The following is a 21,584-nucleotide window of genomic DNA, read 5'->3' as shown; positions in this document are numbered from 1 at the left end:
CGCGCAACGCGCCAGCGCCGCTGCCGCCTGCCTCGCTGCCGGCCAAGGTCCGGGCTTACGCCGAACAGGCCGAAGCCCCCGCCGACGATGCCGAACTGGATTTCACGCCGCCGGCCGGATTGCAGGCGTCGGTCATGGCGCAAGCCGCGCGCATGCAGGCGGCGCAGGCCACGCGCCGCAATGCGGTGCTGGAGGAAGTCCGGCGCGGCGACGCGCCGCAGCGCGTGCTAGGCGCGCCGGTCAGCGAGGCTGCGCAGGCGTGGCTGCGTGAACAGGCGGACCCCGCGCAGCCAGCCGCAGGCGAGCAGGCAGCCGGCAAGCCGGCTCGTGCGCGCCCGGCCCGGCGCTGGTGGCCCGCGCTGGGCGTGCTCGCCGCCACCCTCGGCGTGGGCGTCTTGTCGCTGCAGATCGTCATGCGCCAGCTGGACCTGCGCGACGGCGAAATCACGTTGCCGGCCCAAGCCCCGGCTCCCCTAGCGGACACGGCGGCAAACAAGGCGGCAAAGCAGGCGGATGCCGCCAAGCCGGTTGCGCAGGCGGTAGTGCAGCCGGCAGCGCAGCCGGCTCCGGCACCGGCACCGGCTCCGGCTCCGGCTCCGGCTCCGCAAGCAGAATCCGCTGGGCAGCCGGCATCGCCGCGCGTGGATGCGCCAGTGCCTCCACCACCCGTGCAACCCGCACAGCCTGCGCCAGCACAGGCCAACCTGCCTGCCACGGCCAACGCACAAACCCATCGCGCCCCGCCCGCCGAGGCACAGGCCAAGGCCGCGCAGCGCGAACCCAGCCGGCTAGCGGAACAGCGTGCATCTGAACCCATGAAAAGCGCCGCAGGCACGACTGGCTCGCTCTCTGCCGGCGCGCCACCCGCCGCCGCAGCCGCAGCTGCGGTACGTGCGCCGGCTCCCATGGCTCCTATGGCGCCGATCGCGCCGATCGCGCCGATCGCGCCGCCAGCCCCGATCGCACCCATCGCCCCACCGGCGCCAGCGCCCACCATGGAGCCGCCCAGGTTCGCGCTGCGCGCCAGCCCGTCACAGCAGGCCGATGCGGCACGGGCACCCGCGCCTGCTGCACGCGTGCAAAGGGTGGGAACATTGACGATGAGCTTGCGGGAAGAACCTCAGCTGGCCGTGGAGCGCTTGTTGTCCGCCCCAGCGGGGCAGAGCCCGCCGCCGGGGCGCAGCTCGCGCTGCGCATCACGGCGTCGGCGCCGGCAAGCCCCGAGGTCAGGGCCTGGGTCGAACGGCTATGGCAGGCAGTCCCACCCGAACACCGGCCGCCGCTGCCCTATGCGGTGCAGGCCGACAGCACATTGCCGCCAGCCACCGTGCGCATCGAGCGCCAGCCCGACAGCGCACCGTGAAAGGTGGCACAGGGCGAGCCGCACGCACTCAGCCCTGCGCCACCTCGCCTACGCTACCGCCCAGCGCGTTGATCACCGCCAGCAACTGCTCGCGCAGCCAGCGATTGGCGCCGTCGTTCTCGCCGCCGGCGTGCCAGTAAAGGTGCAGCTCCAGCGTGGGCACCTTGAAGGGCAGCGAGAGCAGGCGGTTGGCATAGGGCTCATTGGCGATGCGCGCGTAGCGCAGCGGCAGCGTGGCCAGCAGGTCGGTGCAGCTCACCACGCGGCAGGCCGCGGCGTAATGCTGGCAGCGCAACCGCACCCGACGCGTCAGGCCCATGCGGTGCAGCGCCTGGTCTTCCAGCCCGGCCCCGCGCCGGCGCGAAGACACATGCACATGCTCGGCGGCCAGGTAGCGCTCCAGCGTCAGCTCCTTCTTCATCAGCGGATGGTCGCGCCGGGCCAGCACCACCATCGGGTCGGCCATGAAGGGCGTGTGATGGATGGCCGGCGACACCGGCAGCAGGATATCGATGGCGGCATCGAGCGTGCCCGCCAGCAGCTCCGACTCCATCTCGCGCCGGTCGAAGCGGATCGCCGCGATCTCCACCTGCGGCGCCACCTTGGTCACGCGCGCCATCAGGGGCGGCAACAAGGTGGACTCCAGTGCATCGCGCATGCCGATGGTGAACCGGCGCACCGTGGCCGCCGGATCGAAATGCGGCGTGTCCTGCAAGGTGCGGGCGAAGGATTGCAGCGCTGTGCGCACCTCGGCGGCCAGCGAGCGCGCCAGCGGCGTGGGCGCCATGCCCTGCCCCCGCCGCTCGAACAAGGGGTCGTCGAACAAGGTGCGCATGCGCCCCAGCGCGTGGCTGACCGCGGGCTGCGTCAGGTTAAGCTGGCGGGCGGCGGCCGTGATGCTGCCTTCGCTATAGATAGCGTCGAACACCACGAAGAGATTCAGGTCGATGCGGGATAGCTGCATGACGGGAATTCTGGCATGGAATGCACGGTATTGATACTGGCAAATCCAGAAAATTCATTTTTCTAATTACCTGGATTGCGGTACAGTCCTCTCCAGTCGGCGCAAACCGCGTCCGCCGGTGCCGGGAACGGCCCACCGCAACCCGCGGCGGCCCAATCGATACCGGCCTCATTCAGAGGTGGAGGAGACAACATGCAATTCGAGTACACCCCCAAGGTCAAGGAAATGCAGGCTCGCCTGCTGGCCTTCTTCGACAAGCACATCTATCCGAACGAGAAGCGCTTCTACGCCGAGATCCAGGCCAATCGCCAGGCCGGCAACGCCTGGGTCCCGACCAAGGTGATCGAGGAACTCAAGCCGCTGGCCCGCGAAGCCGGCCTGTGGAACCTGTTCCTGCCCCATTCCAAGCGTGCTCCGGAAGGCCTGTCCAACCTGGAATACGCACCGCTGTGCGAAATCATGGGCCGGGTGCCCTGGTCGGCTGAAGTCTTCAACTGCGCCGCGCCCGATACCGGCAACATGGAGACGCTGGAGCGCTACGCGTCGGAAGAACTCAAGGACAAGTGGCTGGAACCGCTGCTGCGCGGCGAGATCCGCTCGGCCTTCCTGATGACCGAGCCGGACGTGGCTTCGTCGGACGCCACCAATATCCGCTGCAGCATCCGCCGCGATGGCGACGAATACGTGATCAACGGCACCAAGTGGTGGTCGTCGGGCGCGGGCGACCCCCGTTGCCAGGTCTATATCGTGATGGGCAAGACCGATCCGGAAGCGGGCCGTCATGAGCAGCAATCGATGATCGTGGTGCCGGCCGATACCGCAGGCATCACCATCAAGCGCTACCTGCCGGTGTTCGGCTACGACGACGCGCCGCACGGCCACATGGAGATCGAGCTGAAGGACGTGCGCGTGCCGGCAGCCAACATCCTGCTGGGCGAAGGCCGCGGCTTCGAGATCGCCCAGGGCCGCCTCGGCCCGGGCCGTATCCACCACTGCATGCGCAGCATCGGCGTGGCCGAGCGCGCGCTGGAACTGCTGTGCAAGCGCGCCCTGTCGCGCGTCGCTTTCGGCAAGCCGGTGGCCGCCCAGGGCGTGACGCGCGAGCGCATCGCCGAAGCCCGCTGCGAAATCGAAATGGCGCGCCTGCTCACGCTCAAGGCCGCCTACATGATGGACACCGCGGGCAACAAGGTGGCCAAGGCCGAGATCGCCATGATCAAGGTCGTTGCCCCGAACATGGCCCTGAAGGTCATCGACTGGGCCATCCAGGTCCACGGCGCCGCCGGCGTCTCGGACGATTTCCCGCTGGCCACGTGGTGGGCGCATCAACGTACCCTGCGCCTGGCCGACGGCCCGGACGAGGTGCACCGCAACGCCATCGCCAAGCTGGAACTGGCCAAGCACATGGGCGTGAGCCCGGACGACATCAGCATGCCGGTGGCACGCGGCTTCTAAGCCGCATTCAGCCCCACCGCCGGCCCTGCTGGCTACATGGAAAACGCGCAGCCTGCCTGCGCGTTTTTTCTTCTGTGCTTAAATCGCGCGGTTCGCCACGTCAGTGGTTGATGTGGCGGTTCACCGTTTGCACGATCGCAGCCAGGAGCCTTTCCCGATGATCGACGTCTACAGCTGGCCCACGCCCAACGGCCACAAAATCCACATCATGCTCGAGGAGTGCGGCCTAGCGTACAAGGTCCACCCCATCAATATCGGCGCCGGCGACCAGTTCGGCGAAGCATTCCTCAAGATCAGCCCGAACAACAAGATCCCGGCCATCGTCGACCCCGACGGCCCGGACGGCGAGCCCATCTCGCTGTTCGAGTCCGGCGCCATCCTGCTGTACCTCGCCGGCAAGACCGGCAAGTTCCTGCCCGAGGATGTGCGCGGCAAGTACGACGCGCTGCAATGGCTGATGTTCCAGATGGGCGGCGTGGGCCCGATGCTCGGCCAGGCGCACCATTTCCGCATGTATGCGCCAGAGCAGATCGAGTACGCCATCAACCGCTATACCAACGAGGCCAAGCGCTTGTACGGCGTCATCGACAAGCAATTGTCGGAACATGCGTGGCTGGCCGGCAGCGAATACTCCGTGGCCGACATCGCGACCTTCCCGTGGCTGCGCAGCTGGCAGAACCAGGGCGTGGAGCTGGACGACTATCCGCACTTGAAGCGCTGGTTCCTTGAGATCGCCGAGCGGCCCGCCGTGAAGCGCGGCGTCGCCGTGCTGGCGCAGGAACGCAAGCCGCTGAGCGGCGACAAGGAACGGGAAATCCTGTTCGGCGCCACGCAATACCAGCGCCGCTGAGCAGCCGGCCAGCGTGCCCACGGCGCCGGGCGATCAATGCAGGGAAATCGCCTGCCACTCGCCCGCGCCGGCCACGCGCGCCGGCGCCTGCAGGCAGCACAGCAGGCTCGCCACGGGATACAGCGCATCGATCCGGTACGCTTCATCGGGATCCGGCGCGAAGACCATGCCGGGCTGCAGGTACGCCACCTGCCGCTCGACGTGCGGCCAGGGCGAATGCCACTGCAGGCATAGCGTGCCCGCATGGCAAGCCGCCCAGTTCAGCCCGCCAGCGCGCAAGCGCAGCGCCCATTCCGGCTCGCCCTCGGCCAGCGAGACAAAGGCCGCGTTGGCGCGCGGCACGCCATGCGCGCCGCGCTCCGGGCCATCGGCCTGCCAGAGATCCGCCTGGCCCACGGCAAAGGCATCGTAGCTGCTGGTCGCGCCCGCACCCACCAGCCCGACGGCATTCGGATCCAGGATTGCACGGATCAATACCGTGTCCTGCAGCACCGCCAGATGCAGGCGCTCAGCCTGGCGCAGCGCATACACGCCGCCCGCGGACACCAGCACGGGCTCGCCGCCCACCGGCGTCAGCTTGATCGTGCCGCACAGGCAAGCCCACCACTCGGCACGCGTCGTGACAATGCCGGACTGCATCGCGCCTTGCGGCAAAAAGATGTAGTCACCACTGCTGCCCAGGCCGGCGGCCTCTGGCACCACCCTCACCTGCAGGCCCACGCGCAACTGCGACGCGGTACCACCGGCCAGGATCTCGCCGCGCACCTGCGCGTCGAACAACGAAAAAATACGCATAGCACCCCACTCTCCGCGTAATGGAAAAAACAGCGCCGCGCTTCCCGGGGTTTGGAGTGCCTCTATGTCGAGGTCGTGATTTTTTTGCCTGGTGCCTTGCCGCCTTAACAGGATGCCGAGGCGGCTCGCCTCTGGCTTGTGGCCGCGGACCCCATTCGTATCATTTGGACAAGTTCTAGCCCTTCGCCGGCGGGCATCATCAGCAGGTTGTGGGCACCGCCCTACCGCCGCTTTTTGCCATAAACATCATGTATGCCATATATGTCATAACTACCAACAATGCCACCTATAGTACGTGCTACTATAAGGCGTCGCTACAAAGAGGTCAAACCCTTAGCCTCGATCCGTTCTCAATCACGTATAGCGCCATGGTCGCCGATCCTCTCAAGCTCTTCGGGCTGCACCTTGCCGAGCTGCGCAAACAGCGTGGCTGGTCGCAGGAAAAGCTCGCTCTCGAAAGCGGCATGGCGCGCTCCTACCTCAGCGGTATCGAGCGCGGCGTGCGCAATGTCTCCTTGATCAATATCTGCGCGCTGGCCGGCACGCTTGGCGTGGACGCCAGCGAGATGCTCAACTTCAGCGAGGCCGACAGCAGCAGCGGCGGCGGCGCGCTCGTGCTGGAGCAACGCTGCGCCGAGTTCAACATCACCCCGGCACAGCGCGTCACCGTGCGCCATATGGCCTTGATGACCGATACAGAGCAGGACGTGATCGCATCGGTGGCGCGCACGATCGCCGTCAGGGCCATGCAGGCCTGACGGCGCCGGGCCGATCAGCCGCGCCGGGCGGCGCCGGATTCAGCTGGCGCTGGCGGGCTCGTCCACGGCCAGCAATTCGGCAAAGCGCGCGGAGTCTAGGTTGGACCCGCACACGATCAGCGCGACCTTCTTGCCCGCCAGCGTCTGGCGCAGGGGCCCCAGCAGCGCCGCGGTGGACACCGCGGTGGCCGGCTCCGTGGCCAGCTTCATATCGCGATAGAGGATGCGCATGGCTGCGCGGATCGCCTCGTCGGATACGCGCACCATGCCGTCGACAAACTGGCGGCACACGCCGTAGCTGTAGTCCAGCGCATAAGGCGCGCCCAGGCTGTCGGCAACTGTCGTGACGCGCTCCAGCGTTTGCGGCCGCCCGGCCTCGAAGCTGCGGTTCATGGCGTCGGCGCCCTCCGGCTCGACCCCATAGACCCGGCAAGCCGGATTGATCTGCTTGACCGCCGCGGCGATGCCGCCGCACAGGCCGCCACCGCCCACCGGCACCACCACCGCATCCAGCCCGGCCACCTGGCGCATCAGCTCAAGCCCAACCGTTGCCGTGCCCTGCGCGATCAGCGGGCCGTCGTACGGGTGCACCATGGTGCGGCCCTCGTCGGCCACCAGTTGCAGCGCGTGGTCAAAAGCAGCATGGACATCCGGCAGCAACAGCACCTCGGCACCCGCCTCACGGCAGGCCGCCACGCGTGCCGGGCTGGCGGTGGCCGGCATGGCCAGCTTGGCGCCGACGCCGGCCACCTTAGCCGCGTAGGCCACCGCCATGGCATGGTTGCCGGCGCTGGCCGCTACCACGCCGCGCGTCCGCGCGGATGCATCCATGCGCTCGATGCTGTTGAGCGCGCCACGCACCTTGAAGGTGCCGGTGATCTGGAACAGCTCCAGCTTGAGCCAGACTTCCGTGCCGGCATCGAGTTGCTGGGCCGCACCGGTCTGCCAGCGCCACACGGGCGTCTCCAGCACCTTGCCTTGCAGGCGCCGCGCGGTGTCCTGGATTTCGGGCAGCAAGGGATAGCGTGCATGCGCACGCAGGTCGGATAGATCGGACATCGGGTGTTCTCCATCGAATCGGTGGGTCGCGTGCAGGCCCCTATGGCCGTGCACGGCAAGGAGGGACCACGGGCCACCGAGCACCAGCCAAAGCCGCAGCTCAGCGACCCCGGATAATTCGAATAATGGAGAACGAGAAGGAAATCGAGACGGTACGCGACGACAGGCCGGACTTGGAGGCAAGGCCCACCGGCAGCCCGGCACCCGCGCATGCAGCGGCGCCGCCGGTATCGGTGGTGCGGCACAGCGAAGAAGGGGCGAGCGAATGGAACGTCATGGATCGCCAAGTATGCCACAAGCCGCGGCGTTGTGGCGGCATGCGTAGAATGCGAGGGGATCGGCTGCAGTCAAACCCTTTGTATGCAGCGGCCGCCACCCGCCCAGGAGGAAGTTGCCCGCATGTCCACCGACAACGCCAAATCGCTCGGCCAGCAAAACTACGAACAGTTCGCCGACCGCTACGCTGCCGCAGCCCCCACCAAGCCACACAACGCGCTGTACGAGCGCCCCGCCACGCTGTCCTTGCTGCCCGGCGACCTGCGCGGCCTGCGCGTGCTGGATGCTGGCTGCGGGCCCGGCCTGTACAGCGAGATCCTGGCCGCGCGCGGCGCCAGCGTGCATGCCTTCGATGTCACGCCGGAAATGGTGGCACTGGCGCAAGCCCGCACCGCCGGGCTTGATGTAGAAGTGCGCACCGGCAACCTGGAGCAACCGCTGGACTGGCTGGCCGATGCGCAGTTCGACATCGTGCTGTGCCCGCTTGTGCTCGACTACATCGAAGACTGGGCGCCGGTATTCGCGGAGTTCCGCCGCGTCGCGCGGCGCGATGCGTTGCTGGTGTTCTCGGCCAGCCACCCGATCGATGCGTGGCGGCTGTGCGGCGACGGCAACTACCACCAGACCGAGGCCTACGCCATCCCGTGGAAGGGCTTTGGCGAACCGCTGCCGGTGGTCAACAGCTACCGCCGGCCGCTGTCGGGATTTCTCAATCCGCTGATGGACGCCGGCTGGGCGCTGGAAACCTTGCTGGAGCCGCAGCCGCTGGAAGCCATGCGCGAGGTGAACCCGCAACTGCACGCCTGGCTGTCGCGCGCGCCCTGCTTCCTGTGCGTGCGCGCACGCCGCCGCTGATGGCGAGGGGCGCCATCGCTTACACGCCCAGCATGCCCTGCCGCTCGATGAACGCGATCACCTCATCCAGCCCCTGCCCCGACTTCACGCTGCCCATCACGAACGGACGCGTGCCGCGCATCTTGCGTGCATCGCTTTCCATCACTTCGAGGTTGGCCCCCACATAAGGGGCCAGGTCGGTCTTGTTGATCACCAGCAGGTCCGACTTGGTGATGCCCGGGCCGCCCTTGCGCGGGATCTTCTCGCCGCCGGCCACATCGATCACGTAGATGGTCAGGTCCGACAGCTCCGGGCTGAAGGTGGCCGCCAGGTTGTCGCCGCCGGACTCGATGAAGACGATGTCGGCATCGGGAAACTTGCCCAGCATGCGGTCGACCGCTTCCAGGTTGATGGAGGCATCCTCGCGGATCGCAGTGTGCGGGCAGCCGCCGGTTTCCACGCCCATGATGCGTTCGGCCGGCAACGCGCCGGAGATGGTCAGCAGGCGCTGGTCTTCCTTGGTATAGATATCGTTGGTGATGGCGACCAGGTCATAGCGCTCGCGCATGGCCTTGCACAGCATCTCCAGCAAGGTGGTCTTGCCGGAACCGACGGGGCCGCCCACGCCGACGCGCAACGGGGGTTCTTCTTGGTACGAGCCTGGGTCATGATGGACATCTTGTCTTGGGGAATCGTTTGAATGCCGCCGGCGCACGCGTCAGGAACGGAACAGCCGCGAGTACTGCGTCTCATGGCGCGCGCACAGCAGCCCCAGCATCGGGGAAAAAGTAGACAGCCGCGGCGGCTCGGCATCGGCGCGGCGCACTGCCTCATCGACGGTCTCCAGCACCGCGGGATGCAGCCGGCGCAGGATGTGCTGCCCGGCCACCTGCCCCAGCGGCACCGCCTTGAGCGCCGCGGCCACCTGGTTCTCCGCCCAGCTGAAGCAATAGGCCGCCAGCCCGTCACGCTCAGTAACATCCAGCGCCACGCAAGCCGCGGCAAACGCGGTAGGCAGGCACACCGGCGACAACGTCGCGAGCTGCGCGCGCAGCGCGGCATCGCCCCACTCCATCTGCGCCACCAGCCGCGCCAGCGACCAGCCCATCTGCTCCGTCTCCAGGCGCAGCTCGGCGCTCTCGCGCGTGGCATGGAACCAGTCGTTCCATTCGGCCAGGCGCGCGGCATCCAGCGTGCGCCAATGGCGAAACAGCAGCAGCCAGACTGGCGCTTCGCACTGCGCCTGCACGTCCAGCAGATTGCTGCGCACCCACTGCTCCGCACTGCCGGCATCGTGCACCATGCCGCACTCGATGGCAGCCTCCAGCCCTTGCGAATAGCTGAAGCCACCGATCGGCAGCGCCGGCGATGCCAGGTGCAGCAGGGAGATGAGTTGAGAGAGCTGGGTCATGGGCGCTTCCGGGTATGGCTCTGCTTTTCATCGCCCGGGGGCTCAGAGGCCATAGGCTTCGGCGAGCGCCCGCCCTCTCCCTCGCCCCCTCTCCCGCAAGCGGGAGAGGGAGTGTTGGTGAGGCTGGCGGTGTCGAATCTGCAGGCGCCAATGCACCGCCGGTTTGCTCCCGTCCGCCGCCTGCGGGAGACGGCAGAGTTGCCGAGGCTAGCGGTGTCGAACCACCTCGCGCCAGCGCCCCGCCGGTTTGCTCCCATCCGCCGCCTGCGGGAGACGGCAGAGTTGCCGAGGCTAGCGGTGTCGAACCACCTCGCGCCAGCGCACCGCCGGTTTGCTCCCGTCCGCCGCCTGCGGGAGACGGGAGAGTTGCCGCGGCTAGCGGTGTCGAACCAGCTCGCGCCAGCTCACCGCCGGTTTGCTCCCGTCCGCCGCCTGCGGGAGACGGCAGAGTTGCCGAGGCTAGCGGTGTTGAACCAGCTCGCGCCAGCGCACCGCCGGTTTGCTCCCTCTCCCGCCTGCGGGAGAGGGGCTGGGGAGAGGGCGGGCGCTTCCACGTGCCCCAGCGTCAAAACGACCTCTCGCACTCGTTCCAGCACGGCATCGGTTTGCGCTAGCACTTCGTGATTCCAGAAGCGCAAGAGCGTATAGCCACTGCGCTTGAACCACGCGTCGCGCGCGACATCGGCCGCATCGGCATGCTGCCCGCCGTCAGCCTCGATCACCAATTTCAATTCCATGCACACGAAGTCGGCAATGAAAGGGCCAATCTGTTTCTGGCGTTTGAACTTAAGGCCCATGAAGCGATGGGCGCGCAGGCGATACCAGAGCCGCTGCTCGGCATCTGTCTGGCTGGCACGGAGCGATTTGGCGAACTGAGGCTTCGGCACGCGCTCGCCCTCTCCCCCGCCCCTCTCCCGCCAGCGGGAGAGGGGAGTTCCGTCATCGGAGGTTGGGCGTGCGGTGGCTTGCTCATGCATAGGGGGCCAAGCCTCAGTGCTTGTGCCCACAGTTCTCGTCATGCACGTGTGGCGCATGGTCGTGGCCATGGTCATGACTGTGCGCATGGCCATGATCGTGGTCGTGCCCATGATGCTCATGGAACACCGCCTGCGCGGCGGCATAGTCCTCCGCAAACGTCGCATCGTGCCCATGCTTGTGCCCGCCGCCGTAGGCGCCGGCTTCCGGCTCGAACGGCAGTTCCGCGCGTTCGGCCTGCACGCCAAGGCGGGCCAGCATGTCCGCGAGCACCGGGTCGAATTCCAGGCGCAGGTAGTCGCGGCCCACTTCCACCGGCGTGTGGCGATTGCCGAGGTGGTAGGCCGCGCGCATCAGTGCCTGCGGATCGCTGGCGCCGACTTGCAGCACGGACTCCGGCGCCGCCTGCACTTCGACAAAGAGGCCGCCTTCGGTGACCAGCAGGTCGCCGCCGCGCAGCACGGTGCCGCGCGCAAGGAACACCGCCACTTCTTCGCCATTGTCGAGCGTGGCGCGCAGGCGGCTCTTGCTGCGCTCGGCGAAAGGCAGCACCAGCTTGGGCGCGCGGCGCACCAGCACGGCGGCGATGCCGTGCGGGGCGGCGAGGTGTTTGTCGATCTTCTGCAAAGCGGGCCTTATGGACATCACGGACATCATGGACATCAAAACAGGAAATAGCGCTGCGCCATCGGCAGTACGGTCGCCGGTTCGCAGATCAGCAACTGGCCGTCGGCCACCACCTGGTAGGTCTCGGGATCCACGGTGACGTTCGGCTGCCAGTCATTGTGCACCATGTCGCGCTTGCCCACGGTGCGCGTGCCTTGTACCGCCGACAGCACCTTGTTCAGGCCATAGCGCCCGCCCACATCGGCGGCCAGCGCCGCTTGCGAGACAAAGGTCAGCGACGACTTGTGCAATGCCCGTCCGGCGGCGGCGAACATCGGCCGGTAGTGCACCGGCTGCGGCGTGGGGATCGATGCGTTGGGGTCGCCCATGGCAGCAGCGGCAATCATCCCGCCCTTGAGGATCAGGCTCGGCTTGACGCCGAAGAAGGCCGGCTTCCACAGCACCAGGTCGGCCCATTTTCCGACCGCGATCGAGCCCACCTCGTGCGCGATGCCATGCGTGAGCGCGGGGTTGATCGTGTACTTGGCGATGTAGCGCTTGACGCGGAAATTGTCATGCCCGCCGCGCGCGTCGTTGGGGTCGCCGGGCAGCTTGCCGCGCTGCGCGGCCATCTTGTGCGCGGTCTGCCAGGTGCGGATGATGACCTCGCCCACGCGGCCCATGGCCTGCGAATCGCTGGAGATCATCGAGAACGCGCCGAGGTCGTGCAGGATGTCTTCGGCGGCGATGGTCTCGCGCCGGATGCGGCTCTCGGCGAAGGCGATGTCCTCGGCGATCGACGGGTCCAGGTGGTGGCAGACCATCAGCATGTCGAGGTGTTCGTCGAGCGTGTTGACGGTGTATGGCCGCGTCGGGTTGGTCGACGACGGCAGCACGTTGGGCTCGCCGCAGACCTTGATGATGTCGGGCGCATGGCCGCCGCCCGCGCCTTCGGTGTGATACGTATGGATGGTGCGGCCCTTGAACGCAGCCACGGTGGCTTCGACGAAGCCGGCCTCGTTGAGCGTATCGGTGTGGATTGCCACCTGCGTGTCGGTGGCATCCGCCACGCTCAGGCAGTTGTCGATGGCCGCGGGTGTAGTGCCCCAGTCTTCGTGCAGCTTGAGCCCGATGGCGCCGGCCTCGACCTGCTCCATCAGCGGCCCCGGCAGGCTGGCGTTGCCCTTGCCGAGCAGGCCGATGTTCATCGGGTAGGCTTCCACCGCCTGCAGCATGCGCTCCATGAACCAGGGGCCGGGCGTGACGGTGGTGGCGAAGGTGCCGGTGGCGGGCCCGGTGCCGCCGCCGATCATGGTGGTGACACCGCTCATCAGCGCCTCTTCGATCTGCTGCGGGCAGATGAAGTGGATGTGGCTGTCGATGCCGCCGGCGGTGACGATCATGCCCTCGCCCGCGATCACCTCGGTGCCCGGCCCGACGACGATGGTCACGCCGGGCTGGATGTCCGGATTGCCGGCCTTGCCGATGGCGGCAATGCGGCCGTCCTTGAGGCCGATGTCGGCCTTGACGATGCCCCAGTGGTCGACGATCAGCGCATTGGTGATGACGGTGTCGACACAGTCCTTGGCCATGCGCTGGCTCTGCCCCATGCCGTCGCGGATCACCTTGCCGCCGCCGAATTTCACTTCCTCGCCGTAGACAGTGAAGTCCTTCTCCACCTCGATGACGAGCCCGGTGTCGGCGAGCCGCAGGCGGTCGCCGGTGGTGGGGCCGAACATCTCGGCATAAGCCTGCCTGGAGATTTTCACGCTCATCACAGCGCTCCCATGATCTTGCCGTTGAAGCCGTAGACGATGCGCGCGCCGGACAGCGCCACCAGTTCCACCGTGCGGCTTTGGCCCGGCTCGAAGCGCACGGCGGTGCCGGCGGCGATGTTCAGGCGGAAGCCGCGCGTGGCCTCGCGGTCGAAATCCAGCGCGGGGTTGGTCTCGTAGAAATGAAAGTGCGAGCCGACCTGGACCGGGCGGTCGCCCGTGTTGGCCACCGCCACGCTGACCGTGGGGCGGCCGGCGTTCAGTTCGATCTCGCCCTCTGCGGGCATCAGTTCACCGGGGATCATGATGGGTTCCTTGTTGCGGTCGGTGCGGTCGGTGCGCTCAAGCGACCATCAGGCCGACGCCGTACAGCGCCACGCCCGCGCCCGCCAGCCGTGCCAGCCAGCCGGCGTGGCGGCGCAGCGCGCCGCCCAGGCCGATGCCGGCCGCGTGCAGCACCATCGTGGCCACGCAAAAGCCGCTCACATAGGCCGCCACCGCGGGCAATGCGCCGGCCGCGGCCGGCAACTCGGATCCGTGGGCATAGCCGTGGAAGACGGCGAAGCCGCCCACAATGGCCATCCCCGCCCATGCCGGCAGCCTGGCGCGCAGCGCAACCAGCAGGCCAATCACCAGCAGCGACGCGGCAATCATCGGCTCCACCAGCGGCAGGCTCATGCCGGTAAGGCCGAGCACCGCGCCAGCCAGCATCAAAGCCACGAAGACAAAGGGCATGCGCAAGGCTTCGCGCGGCGAGCGCGCACCCAGCGCGCTCCATACGCCCACGCCCACCATGGCGAGCAAGTGATCCATGCCGGTGAAGGGATGCAGCAAGCCGGCCCACAGGCTGGCGCCGGCAGTGGCGGCATCATGGCCCGGATGCGCGACGGCAGCGGCGCTGGCAAGCGCCAGCGAGGCGCCCACGGTGGCGAGCCTCACGGCGCGCGAGCGGTTGGAGTGGTTCATGTCTTGACCTCGTGTCCTGGTTCTGGGATTTCGCTGCAACCGGCGTGCTTCACGTCCGGCGTGCCATGCGCCTTGGCGTCAGATGATCGGATGGTGCACCGTGACCAGCTTGGTGCCATCGGGGAACGTGGCTTCCACCTGGATATCGTGGATCATCTCGGCCACCCCATCCATCACGTCCTCGCGCGAGAGCACGGTGGTGCCCTCATGCATCAACTCCGCCACGGAGCGGCCATCGCGCGCGCCTTCCATGATGGCGGCGGTGATCAAGGCCACCGCCTCGGGATAGTTGAGCTTGAGCCCGCGCGCGCGGCGGCGCTCGGCCAGCAGCGCGGCGGTGAAGATCAACAGCTTGTCCTTTTCTCGCGGAGTGAGTTCCATCCTGGTATTCCCGTTGTTTCTTGTTTTATCCGTGCGATGCGCGGTGGCAAATCCCAAAGTCTGCGCCTACGTCGCCCACAGCCTCAGGGGCCTGGCAGGCACACCGTGGATCGGTTCGCGCAGCGCGCTCCACGCCATCACCATCAACTGCCTGACCGCTTCCATCTGCGCGCCCAGCACGCGCAGCAGCAACATCGACTGGCCGTCTTGCTCGAGCCGCGTCACGCCAGCGCGCAGGTCCGCCCGATAAGGCAGCTGCCCGGCCAGCATTTCCGCGAGTGCCTGCGTCGCGCCATCGCCCACCGCCCACAGCGTGCCCATGACGTTGAGCCCGTCCAGCCCGGCCACCGCATGGCGCAGCGCACAAGCCGCGTCCAGTTGCGCGCGCTCGATCCACAGCGCGCGCTTGCCGCCGCCCTGCACCCGTGTCTCCATGCCCAGCGTGCCGCGGCTCCAGGTCTCGCCGCTGGCCTGCCGGCCCAGCACGATGGCATCCCAGCCGATCGCGCTGGCCCCGGGAGCCACCGTCACGGTGGTGGCAAGGCGCGCGTGCGCGTCGTCAAAGACGATGTTCTCCTGCGGCAGCCAGTCCACCCGCGCGCCGGCTTCCAGCGTCAGCGTGACGCGCTGCGCGGCATGGCGGCCGAGCGACTTGTACCACTTGGTGGCGCCGGGCGTCGTCAGCACCGCATGGGCGAGCGCGCCCACCGTCACGTCGATGTCCAGGCTGTCGCCGCCGGCCACGCCCGCGGGCGGATGCAGGATCACCACATGGCAGATAGACCCCTCCGGATAGAGTGGCTTTTGCACCAGCAACGGCCCCTGGTGGCGACGCTCGACCAACGCGCTGCGCTCCCCGCGCGCGGCAAACCGCAGGCGCAGGCTGGCCTCCCATGCGGGCGGCACGGCGAGGGTCGAAGGAAAGTCTGGATGACGCATGAATGTGGGAATGGCGGAGGCGGCCGGCAATGCATCGTGCGCTGGATGCGGGCATCATAGCGCGCAGCCGGAGGCACTGGAAGTGGTATTCGAGGCGGGCTTCGGGACGACACGCAATCGGCGCCCGCCAGGTGTCCGTCCTCTCCCGCGCAGCGGGAGAGGGGAACACACCAGCACTACGATCATGCGGCACCGCGTGTCACGTCACACCGCGATGAGCTCCCGCACGCCCTCCTCTTCCATCTTCGCGCCCTCGCCTCTCGCCACCACTTCGCCGCGGCTCATCACCACGTAGTGATCCGCCAGGTGCCGGGCGAATTCGTAATACTGTTCCACCAGCAGCACCGTCATGCCGAACTCATCCACCAGCAGGCGCAGCGCCCGCCCGATGTCCTGGATGATCGAAGGCTGGATGCCTTCGGTCGGCTCGTCCAGGATCAGCAGTTCGGGCTCGCTCATCAGCGCGCGGCCGATCGCCAGTTGCTGCTGCTGGCCGCCGGAGAGATCGCCACCGCGGCGCTGGCGCATGCTGCGCAACACCGGGAACAACTGGTAGATGCGGTCCGGCACGCCCTGCGGGCTCTTGAGGCTGGCGGCGCCGATCAGCAGGTTCTCCTCCACCGTCAGGCGCGGGAAGATCTCGCGGCCCTGCGGCACGTAGGCCAGGCCCGAGGCCACGCGCTCGTACGGCGGCTTTTTCTCCAGAGCCTGCCCCGCCCAGCTGATGCTGCCGCTCTTGGTCGGCACCACGCCCATCAGGCATTTGAGCAAGGTGCTCTTGCCCACGCCGTTGCGGCCGAGCAAGGTCGTCAGCTTGCCTTGCGGCACCTCGAAGGTGACGTTGCGCAGGATGTGGCTGCCGCCGTAGAACTGGTTGAGTGCATTGACCTGCAACATAGTCTCGTTCCCTTTTTCTATCCGGTGCGCAGCGCCTAGCGGCCGAGATAGGATTCGATCACGCGCTCCTCGCGCTTGACGGCGTCGAGCGTGCCTTCGGCCAGCACGCTGCCCTCGGCCAGCACGGTCACCTTGCCCGCATCGCCGGCCAGCGCCGCGACGAACTCCATGTCGTGCTCCACCACCATCATCGAGCAGGTGCCGCGCAGGCTGTTGAGCAGCTTGGCCAGCTGCATGGTTTCTTCATCGGTCATGCCCGCCACCGGCTCGTCGAGCAGCAGCAATTGCGGCTGCTGCATCAGCAGCATGCCGATTTCCAGCCGCTGCTTCTGGCCGTGCGACAGCAAGCCGGCCGGGCGATAGGCCTCATCCTCCAACCCCGTCAGCGCCAGCGTTTGCTCGATGCGGCGATGCCCTTCGGCGCCCAGGCGCGCGCGCAATGAAGTGAACCAGCGCTTGTCGCCTTTCATCGCCAGCTCCAGGTTCTCCCACACTTCGTGCTGCTCGAACACGGTGGGCTTCTGGAACTTGCGGCCGATGCCGGTCTGCGCGATCCTGGGCTCGGTCATGCGCATCAGGTCGATGGTCTGGCCCAGGAACACGCGCCCGCTCACATTGGCGTTGCGCGGCCCGGTCTTGCCGGTGATCACATCCATCATGGTGGTCTTGCCCGCGCCATTGGGCCCGATCACGCAGCGCAGCTCGCCGTGGTCGATCGACAGCGTGAGCTTGTTCAGCGCGCGAAAGCCATCGAACTGCACGGTCACGTCTTCCAGGTAAAGGATGGGGCCGTGCGAGACGTCGATGACGCCCGGCTCCATGATGCGGCCCAGGCCGGTGGTGCCACCGCTTTCCGCCTGTTGTGCTCCCAGTGCTGCGTTCATGCTTCACCTCCGCTGCGGGTGGCGGCCGCCGGCGCATTCGCGCCGTTGCCCTGCGCGGCCTGCGGGCTTGCGCGCATGCCACGCAGTCGCTTGAGCAGGCCGATCACGCCGTCCGGCATATACAGCGTCACCAGCACGAACATCGCGCCCAGCAGGAACAGCCAGTACTCCGCGAAGTACGCCGTGAACATGGTCTTGGCGCCATTGACGATGAAAGCGCCGATGATCGGGCCGATCAGCGTGCCCCGTCCGCCCACCGCCACCCATACCGCCATCTCGATGGAGTTGGCCGGCGACATCTCGCCCGGGTTGATGATGCCCACCTGCGGCACGTAGAGCGCGCCGGCGATGCCGCACAGCACGGCCGAGAACGTCCACACGAACAGCTTGTAGCCAAGCGGGTTATAGCCCGAGAACATCACGCGCATCTCGGCATCGCGGATCGCGGTCACGACGCGGCCGAGCTTGGACGTCACGATATAGCGGCAGGCGATGAAGCCGGCCAGCAAGGCAAAGAACGTCAGCACGAACAGCGCGGTGCGGGTCTGCGGCGCGGCCACTGCAAAGCCGGCGATGCGCTTGAAATCGGTGAAGCCGTTGTTGCCGCCAAAGCCCGTCTCGTTACGGAAGAACAGCAGCATGGCCGCATACGTCATGGCCTGCGTGATGATGGACAGGTACACGCCCTTGATGCGAGAGCGAAAGGCGAAGAAGCCGAACAGCCATGCCAGCACGCCCGGCACCAGCACCACCAGCAGCATTGCGTAGCCAAGATGCTCGGTGCCGTGCCAGAACCACGGCATCTCCTTCCAGTCGAGGAACACCATGAAGTCGGGCAGGTCGCTCTTGTAGACGCCTTCGCGGCCAATGCTGCGCATCAGGTACATGCCCATGGCATAGCCGCCAAGCGCGAAGAACAAGCCGTGGCCGAGGCTGAGAATGCCGCAGTAGCCCCACACCAGGTCCAGCGCAATCGCCGCCAGCGCGAAGCACATGATCTTGCCGATCAGCGTCAGCGCGTAGGCCGACAGATGCATGGGATGGCCTTCAGGCACCAGCAGCGCACACACCGGCACGCCGATGCCCACCACCAGCGCGATCAGAGCCAACGCCGTCCAGCTGCGCCCGGAGAACAGCGGCTGGCGCTCCGGCACGGCCAGCCGGAAACCCGCCGCGTAATGGTTCGAGGGTGAAGTCTTCATCATGCCTCCGCGCTGCGCCCTTTGAGCGCGAACAGTCCCTGCGGGCGCTTCTGGATGAAGAGCACGATCAGCACCAGGACAAAGATCTTGGCCAGCACCGCGCCATAGAACGGCTCGATGAACTTGTTGATCAGGCCCAGCCCAAAGGCGCCGATGATGGTGCCCGCGAGCTGCCCCACGCCGCCCAGCACCACCACCATGAAGGAGTCGATGATGTAGGCCTGCCCGAGGTCGGGGCCGACATTGCCGATCTGCGACAGCGCGCAGCCGCCCAGGCCGGCAATGCCCGCGCCGAAGGCAAAGGCGTAGCTGTCCACCTTCCAGGTGCGTACGCCGACGCAGGCCGCCATGGTGCGGTTCTGCGTGGTGGCGCGCACGAACAGGCCAAGGCGGGTGCGGTTGAGCACAGCCCAGGCCACTGCCACCACCGCCAGCGCGAACACGATGATGACCATGCGGTTGTACGGCAGCACCATGCCAGGCAGCCATTCGATGCCGCCGCTCATCCAGGACGGATTGGCCACTTCCACGTTCTGCGCGCCAAACAGGGTGCGCACCGTCTGCATCAGCAGCAGGCTCACGCCGAAGGTGGCCAGCAGCGTCTCCAGCGGACGGCCGTAGAGATGGCGCAGCACCAGCCGCTCCAGCACGAAGCCGACCACGGCGGAGGCGAGGAACGATGCCGGCAACGCGAACAGCAGGTACCAGTCGAACGCGCTGGCGAAGTGCGCGCGGAACACGCCCTGCACCATGTACGTGGCGTACGCGCCGATCATCAGGAATTCGCCGTGCGCCATGTTGATGACGCCGATCAGGCCGTAAGTGATAGCCAGCCCCAACGCGGCGAGCAGCAGCACGCTGCCCAGGCTCAGGCCGGCGAAGAGGTTGCCGATCAGTTCGGCGCGGCGCTGGTCGCCGCGCAGGGCATCGAGCGCCTGCTGCGCGGCGCCGCGCAGTTCGGCGTCGGGCTCGCGATAGTTGCCGGCGGCATCTTTTTCCAGCAATGGCTGCAGTTTCTGGCGGCTCTGCGGATTGCTGTCGCGCCCGAGGATGCGGATGGCTTCGAGGCGATCGTCGCGGTTGCCATCGGCCAGCACGATATTGGCCCAGATCACATCGAGCTTCGCGCGCAGCCCGGCATCGGCCTCGGCCTTGCGCGCGGCTTCGACCACCGGGCGCGAAGCGCTGCCCGGCTGGTCCAGCAGCGTATTGACGGCCTGCGTGCGCACCGCCGCGTCGGGCGATTGCAGCAGTGTGCTGCTGGCGGCACTGTCCACCATGGCGCGCAGGCTGTTGTTCAGGGTGAGCGCTTCGAGCACGTCGGGCTTGACCGTGACCGGCTTGCCGCTGATCGCATCCACCAGCTTGTCTGCGTCCTGGCGCACCATGCCGACGCCGGGCGCGTATTGCAGCGTATCGTCCTGCAACGCCTTGAGAATGGGGCCGGCCTGCGCCACCGGTGCCTTGGTCAGCGCGGTGATCGCGGCGGTCTTGGCATCGAAGTCGTCTTCGGCCAACGGCTTCAGGTCGGCCTGCGTCAGCGGCGCGGCCCACAGCGGGCACGCGGCCAGCAGGAGCAGCGCGGCCAGCATGGCGCGCAACCGTGAAGCGAGAGAGAACGATAAGGGTCGGTGCATAAGGTTTGCAGAGTCGCGCGCGACGAAGCACGCGCGTCACCTTGATCGGCGTGACGATTTGCCGCCCACCGCGCCGAAGCGGCGGACAGCATGGGAAGCGGCAAAGACACTGCCAGGCTCCCTCCTCCCGCACCAGCCACGAGGCAAGAGAGAGGAAGAGAGCGCTGAGCGAGAGCCCTTGCTTACATCACCTTGTCCGGCTTGCCTTCGTTACCCGCGATGAACGGGCTCCACGGCTGCGCACGCACGGCCTTCGGGGTCTTCCACACCACCGTGAACTGGCCATCGCCCTTGACCTCGCCGATCATCACCGGCTTGTACAGGTGATGGTTCTCGCCCATGGTCAGGGTGAAGCCGTCCGGGGCCTTGAAGGTCTGGCCGTACATGGCGGCGCGGACCTTGTCGGTGTCGGTGGTGCCGGCCTTCTTCACGGCTTGCGCCCACATATGGATGCCCACGTAGGTGGCTTCCATCGGGTCGTTGGTCACGCGCTTGTCGCCGCCCGGCAGGTTGTTGGCCTTGACCCACGCCGCCCATTGCTTCTTGAAGGCTTCGTTTTCCGGGTTCTTGACCGACATGAAGTAGTTCCATGCGGCCAGGTGGCCCACCAGCGGCTTGGTGTCGATGCCGCGCAGTTCTTCCTCGCCCACCGAGAACGCCACCACCGGCACGTCCTTGGCCTTCAGGCCAGCGTTACCCAGTTCCTTGTAGAAGGGCACGTTGGAGTCGCCGTTGATGGTGGAGATCACCGCGGTCTTGCCGCCTTGCGAGAACTTCTTGATGTTGGCGACGATGGTCTGGTAGTCGCTGTGGCCGAACGGCGTGTAGACCTCTTCGATATCCTTGTCCGCCACGCCCTTGCTCTTCAGGAAGGCACGCAGGATCTTGTTCGTGGTGCGCGGGTAGACGTAGTCGGTGCCGAGCAGGAAGAAACGCTTGGCGCCGCCGCCTTCCTTGCTCATCAGGTATTCCACCGCGGGAATGGCCTGCTGGTTGGGCGCCGCGCCGGTGTAGAAGACGTTCTTGGACATCTCCTCGCCTTCGTACTGCACCGGATAGAACAGCAGTGAGTTCAGCTCTTCATAAACGGGCAGCACCGACTTGCGGGACACCGAGGTCCAGCAGCCGAACGTGACGGCGACCTTGTCCTTGGTGATCAGCTGGCGCGCCTTCTCGGCAAACAGCGGCCAGTTGGAAGCGGGATCGACCACGACCGGCTCAAGCTTGCGGCCAAGCACGCCGCCGCTCTTGTTGATCTCGTCGATGGTCATCAGCGCCACGTCCTTGAGCGAAGTCTCGGAAATGGCCATGGTGCCGGACAGCGAATGCAGGATACCGATCTTGATCGGTTCCTTGGACTGCGCCATTACCAGCGGGCTCACGCCTGCCGTTGCAAACAAGGCCGCGGCGGCTACCGCCGACAGCTTCAGCATGTCACGTCTTTTCATTGCAGCTCCCAGATTGTCGTGTTGGATAAAGGAACAACGCACCCCGGGTACACCTTCTGCAACTAGCATGCCATGGCATACAAGCTTGTATACATGGCTGTGCACACGG

22 protein-coding genes and 1 pseudogene are annotated in these 21,584 nt (G+C 67.0%); 4 read left to right on the top strand and 19 right to left on the bottom strand.

What is annotated here, in order from left to right; genetic code table 11:
• Window positions 1-55: 55 nt before the first annotated feature.
• Both OMK73_RS35125 and OMK73_RS35120 read right to left on the bottom strand, forming a co-directional pair.
• The gene (locus OMK73_RS35125; protein WP_267606040.1) at window positions 56-415 is read right to left on the bottom strand and encodes a hypothetical protein; all 360 of its coding nucleotides are present in this window, start codon (window positions 413-415) and stop codon (window positions 56-58) included.
• Window positions 416-1,391: 976 nt separating this feature from the next.
• Complete coding sequence (locus tag OMK73_RS35120) at window positions 1,392-2,327, bottom strand: LysR family transcriptional regulator (RefSeq protein ID WP_267606039.1); 936 nt, start codon at window positions 2,325-2,327, stop codon at window positions 1,392-1,394.
• Window positions 2,328-2,519: 192 nt separating this feature from the next.
• Here OMK73_RS35120 and OMK73_RS35115 point away from each other — a divergent pair, with 192 nt between their 5' ends.
• Together OMK73_RS35115 and OMK73_RS35110 are read left to right on the top strand one after the other, a co-directional pair.
• On the top strand, window positions 2,520-3,782 hold the full coding sequence (locus tag OMK73_RS35115; RefSeq protein ID WP_267606038.1) for an acyl-CoA dehydrogenase family protein: 1,263 nt from the start codon (window positions 2,520-2,522) through the stop codon (window positions 3,780-3,782).
• Between the two features lie 157 nt (window positions 3,783-3,939).
• Entirely contained in the window at window positions 3,940-4,632 is a 693-nt protein-coding gene (locus tag OMK73_RS35110; protein WP_267606037.1) for a glutathione binding-like protein, read from the top strand.
• Between the two features lie 33 nt (window positions 4,633-4,665).
• Here OMK73_RS35110 and OMK73_RS35105 read toward each other — a convergent pair whose 3' ends face one another.
• Window positions 4,666-5,427, bottom strand: a complete 762-nt coding sequence (locus OMK73_RS35105) for a hypothetical protein (RefSeq protein WP_267606036.1) — start codon at window positions 5,425-5,427, stop codon at window positions 4,666-4,668.
• Window positions 5,428-5,795: 368 nt separating this feature from the next.
• Between OMK73_RS35105 and OMK73_RS35100 the strand changes: the two genes are divergently transcribed.
• Entirely contained in the window at window positions 5,796-6,185 is a 390-nt protein-coding gene (locus OMK73_RS35100) for a helix-turn-helix domain-containing protein (RefSeq protein ID WP_267606035.1), read from the top strand.
• Window positions 6,186-6,224: 39 nt separating this feature from the next.
• On the opposite strand, the gene OMK73_RS35095 is transcribed toward OMK73_RS35100, so the two are convergent.
• Together OMK73_RS35095 and OMK73_RS35090 are read right to left on the bottom strand one after the other, a co-directional pair.
• Window positions 6,225-7,244 carry a threonine/serine dehydratase gene (locus OMK73_RS35095; protein WP_267606034.1) on the bottom strand — a complete coding sequence of 340 codons (1,020 nt, stop codon included), beginning with the start codon at window positions 7,242-7,244 and terminating at the stop codon, window positions 6,225-6,227.
• A gap of 100 nt (window positions 7,245-7,344) precedes the next feature.
• Window positions 7,345-7,521, bottom strand: coding sequence for a hypothetical protein (locus OMK73_RS35090; protein ID WP_267606033.1), 177 nt, complete (start codon window positions 7,519-7,521; stop codon window positions 7,345-7,347).
• A gap of 122 nt (window positions 7,522-7,643) precedes the next feature.
• On the opposite strand from OMK73_RS35090, the gene OMK73_RS35085 reads away from it, so the two are divergent.
• Window positions 7,644-8,375: a class I SAM-dependent methyltransferase gene (locus OMK73_RS35085; protein ID WP_267606032.1), complete on the top strand. Its 732-nt coding sequence runs from the start codon at window positions 7,644-7,646 to the stop codon at window positions 8,373-8,375.
• A 19-nt stretch (window positions 8,376-8,394) separates the two neighbouring features.
• On the opposite strand, the pseudogene ureG reads toward OMK73_RS35085, so the two are convergent.
• The 14 genes and pseudogenes from ureG to urtA all read right to left on the bottom strand — a co-directional run bounded on the left by ureG (window position 8,395) and on the right by urtA (window position 21,475).
• A pseudogene (gene ureG, locus OMK73_RS35080) lies at window positions 8,395-9,023 on the bottom strand (urease accessory protein UreG).
• Window positions 9,024-9,072: 49 nt separating this feature from the next.
• Window positions 9,073-9,765: an urease accessory protein UreF gene (locus OMK73_RS35075; RefSeq protein WP_267606030.1), complete on the bottom strand. Its 693-nt coding sequence runs from the start codon at window positions 9,763-9,765 to the stop codon at window positions 9,073-9,075.
• Window positions 9,766-10,169: 404 nt separating this feature from the next.
• Window positions 10,170-10,652, bottom strand: coding sequence for an endonuclease domain-containing protein (locus tag OMK73_RS35070; RefSeq protein ID WP_267606029.1), 483 nt, complete (start codon window positions 10,650-10,652; stop codon window positions 10,170-10,172).
• A gap of 103 nt (window positions 10,653-10,755) precedes the next feature.
• Window positions 10,756-11,367: an urease accessory protein UreE gene (ureE, locus tag OMK73_RS35065; protein ID WP_267606028.1), complete on the bottom strand. Its 612-nt coding sequence runs from the start codon at window positions 11,365-11,367 to the stop codon at window positions 10,756-10,758.
• A gap of 35 nt (window positions 11,368-11,402) precedes the next feature.
• Window positions 11,403-13,121 (bottom strand): urease subunit alpha, encoded by a 1,719-nt coding sequence (ureC, locus tag OMK73_RS35060; RefSeq protein ID WP_267606027.1) that lies wholly within the window; start codon window positions 13,119-13,121, stop codon window positions 11,403-11,405.
• Complete coding sequence (locus OMK73_RS35055) at window positions 13,121-13,426, bottom strand: urease subunit beta (RefSeq protein ID WP_267606026.1); 306 nt, start codon at window positions 13,424-13,426, stop codon at window positions 13,121-13,123. The genes ureC and OMK73_RS35055 overlap by 1 nt, the downstream gene beginning before the upstream one ends.
• A gap of 37 nt (window positions 13,427-13,463) precedes the next feature.
• Window positions 13,464-14,087, bottom strand: coding sequence for a HupE/UreJ family protein (locus OMK73_RS35050; RefSeq protein ID WP_267606025.1), 624 nt, complete (start codon window positions 14,085-14,087; stop codon window positions 13,464-13,466).
• A gap of 78 nt (window positions 14,088-14,165) precedes the next feature.
• Window positions 14,166-14,468 (bottom strand): urease subunit gamma, encoded by a 303-nt coding sequence (locus tag OMK73_RS35045; RefSeq protein WP_267606024.1) that lies wholly within the window; start codon window positions 14,466-14,468, stop codon window positions 14,166-14,168.
• 66 nt (window positions 14,469-14,534) lie between these two features.
• A complete protein-coding gene (locus tag OMK73_RS35040) occupies window positions 14,535-15,407 on the bottom strand; it encodes an urease accessory protein UreD (protein ID WP_267606023.1) in 873 nt (290 codons plus the stop codon).
• Window positions 15,408-15,611: 204 nt separating this feature from the next.
• Entirely contained in the window at window positions 15,612-16,304 is a 693-nt protein-coding gene (urtE, locus tag OMK73_RS35035; protein ID WP_267606022.1) for an urea ABC transporter ATP-binding subunit UrtE, read from the bottom strand.
• Between the two features lie 35 nt (window positions 16,305-16,339).
• Window positions 16,340-17,188: an urea ABC transporter ATP-binding protein UrtD gene (gene urtD / locus OMK73_RS35030; protein WP_267606021.1), complete on the bottom strand. Its 849-nt coding sequence runs from the start codon at window positions 17,186-17,188 to the stop codon at window positions 16,340-16,342.
• Window positions 17,185-18,390, bottom strand: coding sequence for an urea ABC transporter permease subunit UrtC (gene urtC, locus OMK73_RS35025; protein WP_267606020.1), 1,206 nt, complete (start codon window positions 18,388-18,390; stop codon window positions 17,185-17,187). The genes urtD and urtC overlap by 4 nt, the downstream gene beginning before the upstream one ends.
• Window positions 18,390-20,027, bottom strand: coding sequence for an urea ABC transporter permease subunit UrtB (gene urtB / locus OMK73_RS35020; RefSeq protein ID WP_267606019.1), 1,638 nt, complete (start codon window positions 20,025-20,027; stop codon window positions 18,390-18,392). Before urtB ends, urtC begins: the two co-directional genes overlap by 1 nt.
• Window positions 20,028-20,209: 182 nt before the next feature.
• Window positions 20,210-21,475, bottom strand: a complete 1,266-nt coding sequence (urtA, locus tag OMK73_RS35015; RefSeq protein WP_267606018.1) for an urea ABC transporter substrate-binding protein — start codon at window positions 21,473-21,475, stop codon at window positions 20,210-20,212.
• Window positions 21,476-21,584: the final 109 nt, after the last annotated feature.

Source organism: Cupriavidus sp. D39 (assembly GCF_026627925.1).
GTDB lineage: Bacteria > Pseudomonadota > Gammaproteobacteria > Burkholderiales > Burkholderiaceae > Cupriavidus > Cupriavidus ulmosensis.
Note: the sequence above shows the minus strand (reverse complement) of the source record. Positions and strands in the feature narration are given on the sequence as shown.